The organism is Enterobacter ludwigii (assembly GCF_001750725.1).
Lineage (GTDB): Bacteria > Pseudomonadota > Gammaproteobacteria > Enterobacterales > Enterobacteriaceae > Enterobacter > Enterobacter ludwigii.
Window position 1 is genome coordinate 2670676 of the sequence record NZ_CP017279.1, and the last position, 13872, is coordinate 2684547.

At 56.0% G+C, this 13872-nt stretch carries 12 protein-coding genes; 5 read left to right on the forward strand and 7 right to left on the reverse strand.

Annotation, left to right across the window (positions count from 1 at the left end):
* Positions 1 to 69: 69 nt before the first annotated feature.
* Both narQ and acrD read left to right on the forward strand, forming a co-directional pair.
* A complete protein-coding gene (gene narQ, locus BH714_RS12520) occupies positions 70 to 1764 on the forward strand; it encodes a nitrate/nitrite two-component system sensor histidine kinase NarQ (protein ID WP_040018106.1) in 1695 nt (564 codons plus the stop codon).
* 142 nt (positions 1765 to 1906) lie between these two features.
* Complete coding sequence (gene acrD / locus BH714_RS12525; protein WP_014171108.1) at positions 1907 to 5020, forward strand: multidrug efflux RND transporter permease AcrD; 3114 nt, start codon at positions 1907 to 1909, stop codon at positions 5018 to 5020.
* 109 nt (positions 5021 to 5129) lie between these two features.
* Here acrD and ypfM read toward each other — a convergent pair whose 3' ends face one another.
* Positions 5130 to 5189: a protein YpfM gene (ypfM, locus tag BH714_RS24090; RefSeq protein WP_015572204.1), complete on the reverse strand. Its 60-nt coding sequence runs from the start codon at positions 5187 to 5189 to the stop codon at positions 5130 to 5132.
* Between the two features lie 387 nt (positions 5190 to 5576).
* On the opposite strand from ypfM, the gene BH714_RS12530 reads away from it, so the two are divergent.
* Genes BH714_RS12530 through BH714_RS12540 form a run of 3 tightly spaced genes read left to right on the forward strand, consistent with a single transcriptional unit; the run spans position 5577 to position 7287 of the window.
* Positions 5577 to 5927 (forward strand): ArsC family reductase, encoded by a 351-nt coding sequence (locus BH714_RS12530; protein WP_040018107.1) that lies wholly within the window; start codon positions 5577 to 5579, stop codon positions 5925 to 5927.
* A 10-nt stretch (positions 5928 to 5937) separates the two neighbouring features.
* Positions 5938 to 7065: a succinyl-diaminopimelate desuccinylase gene (gene dapE, locus BH714_RS12535; protein WP_014171110.1), complete on the forward strand. Its 1128-nt coding sequence runs from the start codon at positions 5938 to 5940 to the stop codon at positions 7063 to 7065.
* A gap of 24 nt (positions 7066 to 7089) precedes the next feature.
* The gene (locus BH714_RS12540) at positions 7090 to 7287 is read left to right on the forward strand and encodes a YpfN family protein (protein ID WP_014171111.1); all 198 of its coding nucleotides are present in this window, start codon (positions 7090 to 7092) and stop codon (positions 7285 to 7287) included.
* Positions 7288 to 7323: 36 nt separating this feature from the next.
* Here the strand turns inward: BH714_RS12540 and ypfH are convergent, their stop codons facing one another.
* From ypfH to dapA, 6 genes are all read right to left on the reverse strand, one after another.
* The gene (gene ypfH / locus BH714_RS12545) at positions 7324 to 8019 is read right to left on the reverse strand and encodes an esterase (protein ID WP_032680517.1); all 696 of its coding nucleotides are present in this window, start codon (positions 8017 to 8019) and stop codon (positions 7324 to 7326) included.
* A gap of 73 nt (positions 8020 to 8092) precedes the next feature.
* Complete coding sequence (locus tag BH714_RS12550; protein WP_040018108.1) at positions 8093 to 10066, reverse strand: tRNA(Met) cytidine acetyltransferase TmcA; 1974 nt, start codon at positions 10064 to 10066, stop codon at positions 8093 to 8095.
* Positions 10066 to 10935, reverse strand: a complete 870-nt coding sequence (ypfJ, locus tag BH714_RS12555; protein WP_020883068.1) for a KPN_02809 family neutral zinc metallopeptidase — start codon at positions 10933 to 10935, stop codon at positions 10066 to 10068. Before ypfJ ends, BH714_RS12550 begins: the two co-directional genes overlap by 1 nt.
* A gap of 119 nt (positions 10936 to 11054) precedes the next feature.
* Entirely contained in the window at positions 11055 to 11768 is a 714-nt protein-coding gene (gene purC, locus BH714_RS12560; RefSeq protein WP_008501631.1) for a phosphoribosylaminoimidazolesuccinocarboxamide synthase, read from the reverse strand.
* A 109-nt stretch (positions 11769 to 11877) separates the two neighbouring features.
* Positions 11878 to 12912 (reverse strand): outer membrane protein assembly factor BamC, encoded by a 1035-nt coding sequence (bamC, locus tag BH714_RS12565; protein WP_020883067.1) that lies wholly within the window; start codon positions 12910 to 12912, stop codon positions 11878 to 11880.
* A 16-nt stretch (positions 12913 to 12928) separates the two neighbouring features.
* Positions 12929 to 13807 carry a 4-hydroxy-tetrahydrodipicolinate synthase gene (dapA, locus tag BH714_RS12570; RefSeq protein WP_014171117.1) on the reverse strand — a complete coding sequence of 293 codons (879 nt, stop codon included), beginning with the start codon at positions 13805 to 13807 and terminating at the stop codon, positions 12929 to 12931.
* Positions 13808 to 13872: the final 65 nt, after the last annotated feature.

Genomic DNA, 13872 nt, shown 5'->3' on the forward strand with positions numbered 1-13872 from the left:
AATTGCCCGGAATGCCAAACTATTTCCAGTGAACCTGTGGCAGATCAATTTTATTCAGGAAGCCGTTCTGTGACCGTTAAACGCCCTGTTTCCGCAAGCCTGGCCTGGGCTTTCTTTTCGATGATTGTGTTATCCGTTCTGACCAGCACCGTCGCGCTGCTCACGCTTGCCAGCAGCCAGCGTGACGCCGAAGCCATCAATATTGCGGGTTCACTGCGTATGCAGAGTTACCGGCTGGGCTATGAGATGCAGCGCAACAGCCCTTCCCTGACACAGCATCGCCAACACTGGCAACACACCCTGAGCGCACCTGCACTCCAAAAGCTGAACCGCTGGTACGTGCCGGACGATGTCAAACAGCGCTACCAGCAGCTGCATCTGGCCTGGCAGGAGATGGATACGCACATCGCCCACGGCGATCTCGTGTGGTATCAAACCCATATCGAAGATTTTGTTGGCCGCATTGATGCCTTTGTGCTCGCCCTTCAGCACTATACCGAACATAAAATTCAGACGGTGACCCTGCTCTCTCTGGCCGGTGCGCTGGGGATCCTGCTGCTGACGGTGTTTACCCTGCGAGGCATCCGTCGTCAGGTGGTCTTGCCGCTCAACAATCTGGTCGCCGCAAGCGAACGCGTTGAACGGGGACAATTTGATACCCCGGCACCGGATACCGCTTTGCCGAATGAACTCGGTCAGCTGTCCCGCGCCTTTAACCATATGTCGGCGGAGTTACACACCCTCTATCGCTCGCTTGAAGATTCGGTTGCGGAAAAGACCCGGCACCTGAACGAGGCGCACCAGCAGCTCGAAATGCTGTTCAAATGTTCGCAGGCGCTCAACACCGGACAGATAGACAGCCACTGTTTCCGCCATATATTGCAAATCGTCCATGAATACACCCGGATGAATTATCTGGAGTTACGGACCAGCGACGACTGGCGTCTGTGTGAAGGGAGTGAGGCAGCCGACATGCCGCTGCAAAACCTGCCGGTGCTGATGCAGGACACGCTCTACGGCGAGCTGCGCTGGCAGAGCGAGACGGACAGCGTCCCGCTTCCGCTGATGAGAAGCGTGGCGACAATGCTCGGGCGCGGGCTTTACTTCAACCAGGCGCAAAAGCATTACCAGCAGTTGCTGCTGATGGAAGAGCGCGCGACGATTGCCCGCGAACTGCATGATTCCCTCGCGCAGGTGTTGTCGTATCTGCGGATCCAGCTTGCGCTGCTTAAGCGTGCCGTACCGCAAGAGAATGCCCCCGCGCAGACCATCATCACCGACTTCTCCCGCGAGCTTAACAATGCCTGGCATCAGCTTCGCGAGCTGCTCACCACCTTCCGCCTGACGCTCAACCACGCTAACCTGCCGGCGGCCCTTCAGGAGTCACTCGACGGTCTGCAGAGCCAGACGCAGGCAAAGCTGCATCTTGACTGTCGCCTCTCCTCGCTGGCCCTTGACGCACAAAAGCAGGTGCATCTGCTGCAGATCGTGCGTGAAGCGGTGTTGAACGCAATCAAGCACGCGCAGGCCAGCGAGATCACCGTAAGCTGTATCACCGCCGTGGACGGCACGCACAGCGTGAGCATTCGCGACAATGGCATCGGGATTGGCGAAGCCAGCGAGCCGCCGGGACATTACGGGCTGAATATTATGCGTGAACGCGCGGAACGGCTCGGCGGTATCCTGCACTTTTCGCAGCCACAAAATGGGGGAACGCAGGTGAGCGTGACATTCCCTTCGTCGCTGGCGTTAACAGGTAAATAACCGTAAAGGGGGCAGCGCAGAGAAACGCGCATGATAATTTACATTATCTCCTTTATTTCTCCACGTTTGGTCTTCGTCTTGCCGCTAAAGTGGTGCGGGCAATAAACAATAATGACGTGCAGCAAAACGAGGTCAATTTTTCATGGCGAATTTTTTCATCGATCGCCCCATTTTTGCCTGGGTACTTGCCATTCTGTTGTGTCTGACAGGTGTCCTGGCCATTACTTCACTTCCCGTTGAGCAATACCCCGATCTGGCACCCCCTAACGTGCGTGTCACAGCAAACTATCCCGGCGCCTCGGCACAGACGCTGGAAAATACCGTGACGCAGGTTATCGAGCAGAACATGACGGGTCTGGATAACCTGATGTACATGTCCTCACAAAGCAGCGCCACGGGCCAGGCGACGGTGACCCTGAGCTTTACGGCCGGGACTGACCCGGACGAAGCGGTGCAGCAGGTACAAAACCAGCTGCAGTCAGCCATGCGAAAACTGCCGCAGGCAGTGCAAAATCAGGGTGTTACCGTACGTAAAACGGGGGATACCAATATTTTGACCATCGCGTTTGTCTCCACCGATGGTTCCATGGATAAGCAGGATATTGCGGACTACGTTGCCAGTAACATTCAGGACCCGCTCAGCCGTATTAACGGCGTAGGGGATATCGACGCCTACGGGTCACAATATTCAATGCGCATCTGGCTCGATCCTGACAAGCTGAACAGCTTCCAGATGACGGCGACTGACGTGACGGACGCCATTAAATCGCAGAACGCCCAGATTGCCGTAGGGCAGTTGGGAGGAACGCCTTCCGTCGAAAAACAAGCCCTGAATGCCACCATTAACTCGCAATCGCTGCTTCAGACTCCGGAGCAGTTCCGCAACATCACCCTGCGCGTGAATCAGGACGGTTCAGAAGTGCGGCTGGGCGATGTCGCCACGGTGGAAATGGGCGCGGAAAAGTACGACTACCTGAGCCGCTTTAACGGTAATCCCGCCTCCGGCCTGGGGATTAAACTGGCCTCCGGCGCAAATGAAATGGCGACGGCGAAACTGGTGTTAGACCGCCTGGACGAGCTGTCGAACTATTTCCCTCACGGCCTTGAATACAAAGTCGCCTACGAAACCACCTCCTTCGTTAAAGCGTCGATTGAGGATGTGGTGAAGACCCTGCTGGAAGCCATCGCGCTGGTCTTCCTGGTCATGTACCTGTTCCTGCAAAACTTCCGGGCGACGCTGATCCCGACCATAGCCGTCCCCGTGGTCCTGCTGGGCACCTTCGCGGTGCTTTACGCGTTTGGCTACAGCATCAACACGCTGACGATGTTTGCAATGGTGCTGGCAATTGGCCTTCTGGTGGATGACGCCATCGTGGTGGTTGAAAACGTCGAGCGCATCATGAGCGAGGAAGGCCTTTCCCCGCGCCAGGCCACGCGTAAATCGATGGGGCAAATACAGGGCGCGTTAGTCGGCATCGCCATGGTGCTTTCGGCGGTCTTTATCCCGATGGCCTTCTTTGGCGGCACAACCGGCGCCATTTACCGCCAGTTCTCGATAACCATCGTCTCGGCAATGGTGCTTTCGGTACTGGTGGCGCTGATCCTGACCCCTGCGCTCTGCTCTACCCTTCTTAAGCCTTTGCACAAAGGCGAGCAGCATGGTCAGAAAGGGTTCTTCGGCTGGTTTAACCGCATGTTTAACCGCAATGCCGCGCGTTATGAATCCGCCGTCGGTAAAGTGCTGCACCGCAGCCTGCGCTGGATGCTGATTTACGTAGTGCTGCTGGGTGGAATGGTCTGGTTGTTCCTGCATCTGCCTACCTCGTTCCTGCCAATGGAGGACCGGGGAATGTTCACCACCTCCGTGCAACTTCCGAGCGGCGCGACGCAGCAGCAGACGCTGAAAGTGGTCGAAAAAGTCGAACAGTACTTCTTCACCCAGGAGAAAGATAATGTGGTGTCGGTCTTCTCCACCGTGGGCTCTGGCCCGGGCGGTAACGGGCAGAACGTTGCCCGTATGTTTGTACGCCTGAAGGACTGGGACGAGCGCGACACAAAAACGGGGACCGCGTCGGCCATCATTGAACGCGCCACCCACGCTTTTACGAAGATCAACGAAGCGCGCGTCTTTGCCAGCAGCCCACCGGCCATTAGCGGGCTGGGCAGTTCTGCCGGGTTTGACATGGAGCTGCAGGATCACGCCGGTGCAGGTCACACGGCGCTGATGGCGGCGCGCGATAAGCTGTTAGCGCTGGCGGGCAAAGACGCTGACCTGACACGCGTTCGTCATAACGGCCTGGATGACAGCCCGCAGCTGCAGGTGGATATTGATCAGCGTAAGGCGCAGGCTCTGGGTGTTTCCATCGACGACATTAACGACACCCTGCAGACGGCCTGGGGCTCAAGCTATGTGAATGACTTTATGGATCGTGGGCGTGTGAAAAAAGTGTATGTCCAGTCCGCCGCGCCGTTCCGTATGTTGCCGAATGATATTAACCGCTGGTTTGTTCGTAATAACGCAGGCGGGATGGTGCCGTTCTCGGCGTTCGCCTCGTCGCACTGGGAGAGTGGTTCGCCGCGTCTGGAACGCTATAACGGCTATTCGGCGGTAGAAATCGTCGGTGAAGCCGCGCCGGGCGTCAGTACCGGTACCGCCATGGACACCATGGAGAAACTGGTGCAACAGCTGCCTGCCGGGTTTGGGCTGGAGTGGACGGCGATGTCTTATCAGGAGCGGCTCTCCGGGGCACAGGCGCCTGCGCTTTACGCGCTTTCCCTGCTGGTGGTCTTCCTCTGTCTTGCCGCGCTGTATGAAAGCTGGTCCGTTCCGTTCTCGGTCATGCTGGTGGTGCCGCTTGGCGTCATCGGTGCGCTGCTGGCGACCTGGATGCGCGGTCTGGAGAATGATGTGTACTTCCAGGTAGGGCTGCTCACCGTGATCGGCCTGTCGGCGAAAAACGCGATCCTGATTGTTGAGTTTGCCAACGAGATGAATGCCAAAGGCCACGAGCTGATGGCGGCCACACTGCACGCCTGCCGTCAGCGCTTGCGTCCGATCCTGATGACGTCGCTGGCATTTGTCTTTGGGGTATTACCGATGGCAACCAGCACCGGTGCGGGCTCCAGCAGCCAGCATGCGGTAGGTACAGGGGTGATGGGGGGCATGATTTCGGCAACCGTCCTGGCCATTTATTTTGTGCCCCTGTTCTTTGTGCTGGTGCGTCGCCGCTTCCCGCTGAAGGAACGTCCTGAATAACAGTGCGTAATAAAAAAGGCGGCTCTCAGGGCCGCCTTTTAGGGTGTGTGATTAATTCACACTATGGTTATTTTACTTATTTAAGTGCTCTTGCAATTCTTACTGAATGTCATTTACGAAGCATGCCTTCGATAAAATCTTTCCAGTTCCCCAGTTCACGTTCAATCATAACTACCTCTCTTATTATTATGCGCATTCTACGAAAACGTATCATCATTGTGAAGACCGTCTAACCTATCGCTGTGATTGTACCCCGCTACTGTCAGGGATTTATGATAAATATGAACGCAGGGCCTTAAATTTTGTGTGACGCTCAGCAATATTTTGAAATAACCATACAGGCAGGTGAGATTTAAATTACCGCCTGAGTTCATTAGCATTTTCGGTCTTATGGACATCTATGCTTAAATGATGAAAGAATATTCAGCGTACAGTTGTGAGTTGAATTAAGAAGAAGTGTAAATCAAGACAATTCCTGAATGTGTTATATTCCACTTAAGGATATATCTTCGAAATTACTGAACATTTAATCATCATAAGAACAAAAGGATTCACCATGGTTGTGATGTACGGCATTAAAAATTGCGACACCATCAAAAAAGCACGCCGCTGGCTGGAAGCGAACAACGTGGAGTACCGTTTCCATGACTATCGCGTTGACGGGCTTGATGCAGAATTTCTGCATACCGCTATCACGGAACTGGGTTGGGAGGCGCTGCTGAATACCCGTGGTACCACCTGGCGTAAACTGGATGAAGCCGTCCGGGCTGGCATCTACGACGCCGACAGTGCCGCCAAACTGATGCTCGAAATGCCGGCAATCATCAAACGCCCATTGCTCTGCGCGCCCGGGCAGCCTATGCTGCTGGGTTTCAGTGAAACCCTTTATTCCGACTTTTTTCGTTGAGGTGTAGTTTATGTCATGCCCGGTCATTGAGCTGACTCAGCAGCTTATTCGCCGTCCCTCCCTTAGCCCGGACGACGCAGGTTGTCAGGCATTAATGATTGAGCGCCTGCGTGCCATCGGTTTCACCGTTGAACGCATGGACGTTGGCGATACCCAGAACTTCTGGGCGTGGCGCGGTCAGGGCGAAACGCTGGCCTTTGCCGGACATACCGACGTCGTTCCCGCAGGTGATGCGGATCGCTGGATCAACCCGCCGTTTGAACCGACCATCCGCGATGGCATGTTGTTCGGGCGCGGTGCGGCAGACATGAAAGGCTCGCTGGCGGCGATGGTCGTGGCGGCAGAGCGTTTCGTTGCCCAACATCCGAACCACAGAAACCGCCTCGCGTTTCTGATCACCTCTGACGAAGAAGCCAGCGCCCACAACGGCACCGTGAAGGTCGTTGAGGCGCTGATGGCCCGCAATGAGCGTCTCGACTACTGCCTGGTCGGCGAGCCGTCCAGTACGGAAGTGGTGGGAGACGTCGTCAAAAATGGTCGCCGTGGTTCGCTGACCTGCAATTTGACCCTTCATGGCGTTCAGGGGCACGTTGCCTATCCACACCTGGCCGATAACCCGGTCCATCGCGCGGCACCGATGCTGAACGAACTGGTGACCATCGAGTGGGATAAAGGCAATGAGTTCTTCCCGCCGACCAGCATGCAGATTGCAAACCTGAAGGCCGGTACCGGCAGCAACAACGTGATCCCGGGTGATTTCTTTGTCCAGTTTAACTTCCGCTTCAGCACTGAACTGACCGATGAGATGATCAAAGCGCGCGTTATCGCGCTGCTGGAAAAATATAATCTGCGTTACACCGTGGACTGGTGGCTTTCTGGCCAGCCGTTCCTGACCCAGCGCGGCAAACTGGTGGATGCGGTAGTGAACGCCATCGAGCACTATAATGAAATTAAGCCACAACTGCTGACGACAGGTGGCACCTCAGACGGACGCTTTATTGCCCGGATGGGGGCCCAGGTTGTCGAACTGGGGCCGGTGAACGCAACCATTCATAAAATCAATGAATGTGTGAATGCTGCTGATTTGCAGCTGCTGGCCCGTATGTATCAACGAATTATGGAGCAACTCGTCGCCTGACGAACGCTCTGAGAGGAATAGCGAATGGACTGGCTTTCAAAGTACTGGTGGATTCTGGTGTTAGTGTTTCTGGTCGGCGTGTTACTTAACGTCATTAAAGATCTTAAGCGCGTTGATCACAAAAAGTTTCTCGCCAACAAACCGGATCTTCCACCGCATCGTGATTTTAACGATAAGTGGGACGATGATGACGACTGGCCGAAGAAAGACCAGAAGAAGTGATTCTCTGTCCCCTCTCCTGTGGGAGAGGGGGCTACATCACATAAACTCGACGATATCATCGTCATTTGGCTTGCCACCGCTGAGCGCTTCATCAAAGTAGTGCTTCGGTACGGTATAACGCAGATGATCGAGCGCAAACTGCATGCTGCGGTCATCAATCGCGTGCCCCAGATCGTCTACAATATCCAGCGTCACATCCCCGCCTTCGCGGATCAGCGCTTCCTGCGCGGCAACCGCATGCGAAAGTTCAATCACGCGGTCTTCACCACCGTGGATCAGATGGATCGTGGTCTGCGTCGTCGCGCGTTGCGGTAACGTCGCAAAGCGCCCGTTAAAAGCAATCACACGCGACACCAGGCCTGGCTGCGCTTTTACGCTCTCCAGGGACATGATAGACCCCTGCGAAAAGCCAATCAGCGCGGTCGCATCGGCACCAACGCCGCTCTGCTGCTGCCAGTAACGCACGGTGTCGATAAAGACAGGCATGACGGCGTCAATACGTGCCTGACGGTTCTCTTCCGTTACGCCCTGAACGGAGAACCACTGCCGTCCGTTCGGACCACACGGCTCCACTCCGCCAATACTGACAATCAGCGCCTGCGGAAATACCGGGGCAAACCAGCTGCCAATCTGGCCCATATTGACGGCGTTATCGCCAACACCATGAAACAGAAGCAGTAACTGTTTAGCCGGTTTATCAGGGCTTTGAACAACAAAATGATCGTGTTTCATGGCGGTCTCCTTATTTGATGGCCTGGATTCTACGCCTCTCAGGAGGAATGACCATGCCACTTTACTGAAGAAGTCATTGAAAAAATTGCCATTGCAAAATGTCGTCTTTCAGCTGCTGACAGCGTGCAGGTTCAAGGCTTTCAAGCGCTTGCGCCGTTTCACTGCGAAGCCTGGCCAGTAACGCTTTTCGCCCCGAAAGAAGCAGTTCAGCGCTGAGCCGGGCGTCATCACTTCTCGCCTCCACTTTCCCGCGCAGGGCGGGCAGCGGCATGTCCACGCTTAGCAGCAACCGCGTTAACGCCGCGACGGAGGTAGAAAATGCGCGATGGGCAAAGGCAAACCCCGCCAGCTCCAGCCAGTCGTCACTATTAAGGGTAGCCTCCCAGCCATCGTCCACCGGGATCTTTTCACCGTTCAGGGCCGATAACACGCGCGCATCGCGGCGCAGTCGCTGATGCGCCTGCTCACACAGCTGTCGCCCCGCGTCGCTGAGCGGCAGCAAGGCCATTGCGGTATAACAGCCGCTGCTGGCTTCGCGATGGCTGCCCATGCGCACCAGCACAAAGCCGCATCGCTGCCAGAAACGCCACAGTTCATCGGTATAGCCAAAGCTCACCGACAGGTAATCCTCGCCGCTTGCGCTGCGGATCAGTGCCTGTCCGATGCCTTCCCGTTGACGACGAGGATGTACCGCTATTCGGGTCACCCGTCGGCCTTTGAGCATTGCCGCCAGCGGGGAGCCGCCATGCGCGGCAAGGGACTGCGCCACCAGGTTCCCGCGAGGACGGCGGAACCCCGCCCAGACGGCACGGCTGAGCTGCGCCGTTAATCCCCCCTCTTCCACCAGCCAGAGCGCCCCGGCAATGACAGAGTCCGTTTGGGCGACGGAAAAGTGCTGGCCGGGCGCGTCCATCATGCGGCGTAAATCCAGCGGTGAGGTGCGGTAATGTGCCGCACAAAGCAGCTCATACACACTCGCCGCCAGCGCCGGGTTGCTCGCCCATGCTTCCGGGGTCAGAGAGGTCAACTGTAAGGCGCCTGTTGGGCTGCGATCGATAAGCGTATCGTCAAACAGCAGTGCGCTGGCGACGACCCGCTCAAGAGGGCATCCTGCAGCCCAGCGTACCGGGGTTGATAAGGTATACCGCTGCAACCCGCTGAACCGGCTACAGAACTTAAGCAGAAAGCCTCTTCCTGTTCCTTCGTAACCCTGCACCGTTGTGGTCAGCAGGACGCGCGGGAAACGGTCGACCAGCTTTTCAAGCAGCGGTCCGGGGATGGCAGCGGCTTCGTCGACAATCAGCCAGTCGGCCTGCTCTTCAGAGGCCAGCAGCGCGTCCGGGGCCATAAAGTGAAAACGTTCGCCGGCAAAACGGGCGATAACCTCCGTCGCCCCTTTTGATGGCGCGGTGACAATGGCACTGCCCTGCGTGCGGCTCAACAGCATTCCCGCCAGCGCAGACTTCCCGCGTCCGCGCGGGGCCGTAACGGCCACAACGCCGCGTTTCATGGCCAGGAGTGCTGCCAGTATCTCAGCCTGCTCGCGCTGCGGCGCACCGCTGGCGGGCTGCCAGTCAGGGGCGTCGGATCGTGCAGGAAGCGATAAAGGCTGGTGCTGAAGCCAGACTATCGCCTCAGGATCCTCGGCAATCGTCCGGCAAAAGTGGTGAATAAAATTTGGCGTGGCGATGGGTTCGGCGCTGTCACTCCAGCGCAGGGAATCGCTGTCAGGTTGTTCCGCCCACACGTCAGGGGACGGTACCAGCAGCACCAGAAGGCTACCGGCACGCAGCGTCCCGCTCAGGGCCGCAAAGGCTGAGACGTCAAACCCGGCGCGGGCATCAAAAATTGCGTGCCGGAACTCGCGTCCCAGCAGCCCGCTGATGGCTCTGGACGCGTTATCCGCCAGCCACAGCCAGTCTCCGGGCAAGGCATCACGCAGGGCTGATGCCTGCGTGAATGTCCACTGCTCATCGCCGCTGAGCACCACCAGCCGACGATGACCTTTGTGCTCAAGCTCGCGAATCAGATGTTCAAACGCCACCATTACATGGCTTTGCCGAAGGTATTACACTGCGCCGGGTCACCGCTGTCGAAACCGCGTTTGAACCAGCTGTATCGTTGTTGTGATGTGCCGTGAGTAAAGCTGTCGGGGACGACGCGGCCCTGGCTCTGCTGCTGAAGACGATCGTCACCGATAGCCTGCGCGGCATTGAGCGCCTCTTCCAGGTCGCCGGATTCCAGCACGCCCTGCTGCTGCATGTTGTGCCCCCAGACGCCCGCGAAGCAGTCCGCCTGCAGTTCCATGCGTACGGAAAGACGGTTTACCTCAGCCTGAGAGGCGTTTTGCTGAAGCTGACGTACTTTGGGTTCTATCCCCAGCAGTTTTTGCACATGGTGCCCGACTTCATGCGCAATGACGTAGCCCTGGGCAAAATCGCCGTCAGCGCCAAGCTTGCGTTTCATGTCATCATAGAAAGAGAGATCGATATAGACGGTGCTGTCTGCCGGACAGTAGAACGGCCCCATAACCGATTGTCCGGTGCCGCATCCGGTACGGGTGGCACCACGGTACATCACCAGCTTGGGTTGCTGATAGGTACGCCCCATTTTCTCGAACAGCTGACCCCAGGTTTCTTCTGTGGTGGCGAGAATAACGGAGGTAAATTTGGCCGCTTCATCCTCGTTAGGGCTGATTGAGCGCTCAGAATGCTGCTGTTGCTGCAGAGGCTGGCCGGTCATTAAACCGGTCAGATCGACACCGTAGTACCCCGCGACCAGCACCACAATCAGCAGAATAATACCGCCCTTTCCGCTGGGTAACCGGAAGCCAGGCCCACCCATTGAAGGACCGCCGCCGCTATCGCTGCGCCTGTCTTCTACATTGTCACTTTCACGACGCCCTTGCCAGCGCATAACCACCTCGAACTATTCCATTAATAATAGCTATGATCGTAGGCGGTTAACGGCAAGATTACCATAGGAAACAAGGGTAAGACGCCAAAGGATATACATATCCTTTGGCGATGAGGGAGTTAGTCGAGCTTAACGCCTAAACGGTGAGCAACCGCTTCGTACGCTTCAATCAGGCCACCCAGGCTCTGACGGAAACGGTCTTTGTCCATTTTATCCAGCGTTTCTTTATCCCACAGACGGCTGCCGTCCGGAGAGAACTCATCACCCAGAACCACTTCGCCTTTGAACAGGCCGAACTCCAGTTTGAAGTCGACGAGGATCAGACCCGCGTCATCAAACAGTTTTTTCAGCACGTCGTTGGCTTTGTAGGTCAGTTCTTTCATGCGCGCCAGGTTCTCTTTATTCACCCAGCCGAAGGTTTCGCAATAAGAGTCATTGACCATCGGATCGTGCATGGCATCGTTTTTCAGGAACAGGTCAAAAAGCGGTGGATTCAGCTCAATACCTTCTTCAATACCAAGACGCTTCACCAGGGAGCCTGCTGCGCGGTTACGAATGACGCACTCAACCGGAACCATATCCAGTTTTTTCACCAGACATTCCGTATCGGACAACAGCGCTTCCATTTGGGTCGGGATACCCGCTTCGGCCAGTTTGGTCATAATGAAGTGGTTGAACTTGTTGTTCACCATGCCTTTACGATCGAACTGCTCAATGCGTGCGCCATCCCCTGCTGACGTATCATTGCGGAACTCGAGCACCAACAGATCCGGGTTTTCCGTGCTGTATACGGTCTTCGCTTTGCCACGATACAACTCAGCTTGCTTCTGCATCTTCATTACTCCTGGTGTGATGATTGGTGTTCAAAACTGGGGATATTATGCCACGCACACGTTTGCGTAGCACGAAAATAAAAAGGGCTGGATTAACCAGCCCTCGTATTTATTTGCTGAATGCTGCCTGGAAGACGGCCACCAGCGCATCGTTCTGCGACTGGGTCAGCGTGTGGCCTTTCGGATCGATAAACTGCAGACTGCTGCGGTTATCGAGGTCACCTACCTGAATCTTGTAGTCGCCGGAAGCCAGCTGTGGATCGGTGGCGCCCAATTCCTGCCATGCACTGTCAGACAGCGGCTTATAGGTTGCCGTCATGCTCCCGGTTGAACGGGTGCTGTCGGTCACTTTCATGCCCACTTTTTCCAGCGTCGCTGGCAGGCGCTGCCAGGTCTGGTTAAACGGTGCACGCACAACCAGCATTGGCAGACCGGTGTCATCCGCACCGCTCTGAACGTCAAACGTCGCGCCGTTGCGGCTCTGCGCTGCGTTAGCGGCGTCGCTGGCGTTCTTATCCAGACCCGCGGCAATCACGTTCAGCATTTCAGTGCTGTAACGCTGCATTGATGCGGCATCCGCAACCGGTTTACCCGCCTGCTCCAGGTTCAACAGCTTAACGGTAACCGCCTGCTGATAACCCTGAGGTTTAACGGAGACTTGATAACGCCCACGGTACTGCTGATCTTCGTCCAGACGGTTCCACTCGATCCAGTCGGTGGTTAAGGTCTGGCTGGCATCATCGCGTTTATCGATGGTGTAGTTCTTCGCCTGAATGACGCTCACAACCTGCGGCCACAGGGTGGTACCGCGGGCGCTTTCAACCAGCAGCGACGCCGTATCACCGGTGAACTGGGTACGCGCCCCGCTCACCAGCGCCAGAGGCTGTGCTGGCGGACGAATATCGAGCGCTTTACCGACCAGGCCGCTGCCGTTGGTCACGGGAATATTGTAATCGCCGTTCTGAATCGGCAGGATCATACCAGCCGGTGCGTGAAGTTCAGCAAGCGGGGTCGCATCCAGATAGGATTCATCACCGCTCACCTGGCGCTTGTAGCGCGAGTCTGAACTACAGGCAGCGAGCAGCATAACAAGCGAAACACTCGCAACCTTCGCCAGGCGCGACTTCTGTACTGAATAAGCCATCAAATCTCCCTAAACTCTACAGCAAACCGGCATGCTTCAGCGCTGCTGTGACAATTTCACGACCGTGGTCGGTAATCGGTGTCATTGGCAGACGCAGCGTATCGGTTGCTACAAGTCCCAACTCCTTACACGCCCATTTCACGGGGATCGGATTGGGTTCGACAAATAATTTATTATGCAACGGCATCAGACGCTGATTAATCACGCGAGCTTCATCAAAGTGACCGGCAGCCGCCAGTTTGCACATTTCAGCCATATCGCGGGCCGCAACGTTCGCCGTTACGGAGATCACGCCATGGCCACCGAGCTGCATAAAGTCCAGTGCGGTCGCATCATCGCCGCTCAACAGGATAAAGTCGTCTGAAACCAGCTCTTTGATCTGATGAACGCGGCTTAAGTTCCCTGTCGCCTCTTTAATCCCGATAATATTTTTTACTTTCGAGAGACGACCAACGGTTTCCGGCAGCATATCGCAGCCAGTACGGGACGGCACATTATACAGAATTTGTGGCAAGTCAGTATGTTCTGCGATGGCTTTGAAATGCTGGAACAGACCTTCCTGAGTAGGACGGTTGTAATAAGGGGTCACCGTCAGACAGCCCACGATGCCGCTGTCGTTAAAACGTTTGGTCAAACTGATAGCTTCTGCCGTGGCGTTAGCGCCTGTCCCTGCGATGACCGGGATACGCCCGTCAGCCAGTTCCAGGGTCAGCATCACCACATCGCCGTGCTCTTCGTGGCTTAGCGTTGCAGATTCACCGGTAGTCCCTACCGAAACGATCGCCGAGGTTCCATTGGCGACATGGTAATCAATCAGCTTCTTCATGCTTGACCGGCAGACATTACCTTTTTCATCCATCGGCGTAACAAGCGCGACAATACTTCCCGTGAACATGAGCCATCCTCTGTGCGAACAAGAGCCTCAATGGTACGTTTGGAACTGTAATAAAAGCAAGCGAC

Excerpts from the sequence above, each read along its gene's own strand:
- bamC (WP_020883067.1), bottom strand. The coding sequence starts at position 12,912 with ATGGCTTATTCAGTACAGAAGTCGCGCCTGGCGAAGGTTGCGAGTGTT.
- purC (WP_008501631.1), bottom strand. The coding sequence starts at position 11,768 with ATGCAGAAGCAAGCTGAGTTGTATCGTGGCAAAGCGAAGACCGTATAC.
- ypfH (WP_032680517.1), bottom strand. The coding sequence starts at position 8,019 with ATGAAACACGATCATTTTGTTGTTCAAAGCCCTGATAAACCGGCTAAA.
- acrD (WP_014171108.1), top strand. The coding sequence starts at position 1,907 with ATGGCGAATTTTTTCATCGATCGCCCCATTTTTGCCTGGGTACTTGCC.
- BH714_RS12550 (WP_040018108.1), bottom strand. The coding sequence starts at position 10,066 with ATGGTGGCGTTTGAACATCTGATTCGCGAGCTTGAGCACAAAGGTCAT.
- BH714_RS12540 (WP_014171111.1), top strand. The coding sequence starts at position 7,090 with ATGGACTGGCTTTCAAAGTACTGGTGGATTCTGGTGTTAGTGTTTCTG.
- ypfJ (WP_020883068.1), bottom strand. The coding sequence starts at position 10,935 with ATGCGCTGGCAAGGGCGTCGTGAAAGTGACAATGTAGAAGACAGGCGC.
- dapA (WP_014171117.1), bottom strand. The coding sequence starts at position 13,807 with ATGTTCACGGGAAGTATTGTCGCGCTTGTTACGCCGATGGATGAAAAA.
- dapE (WP_014171110.1), top strand. The coding sequence starts at position 5,938 with ATGTCATGCCCGGTCATTGAGCTGACTCAGCAGCTTATTCGCCGTCCC.
- BH714_RS12530 (WP_040018107.1), top strand. The coding sequence starts at position 5,577 with ATGGTTGTGATGTACGGCATTAAAAATTGCGACACCATCAAAAAAGCA.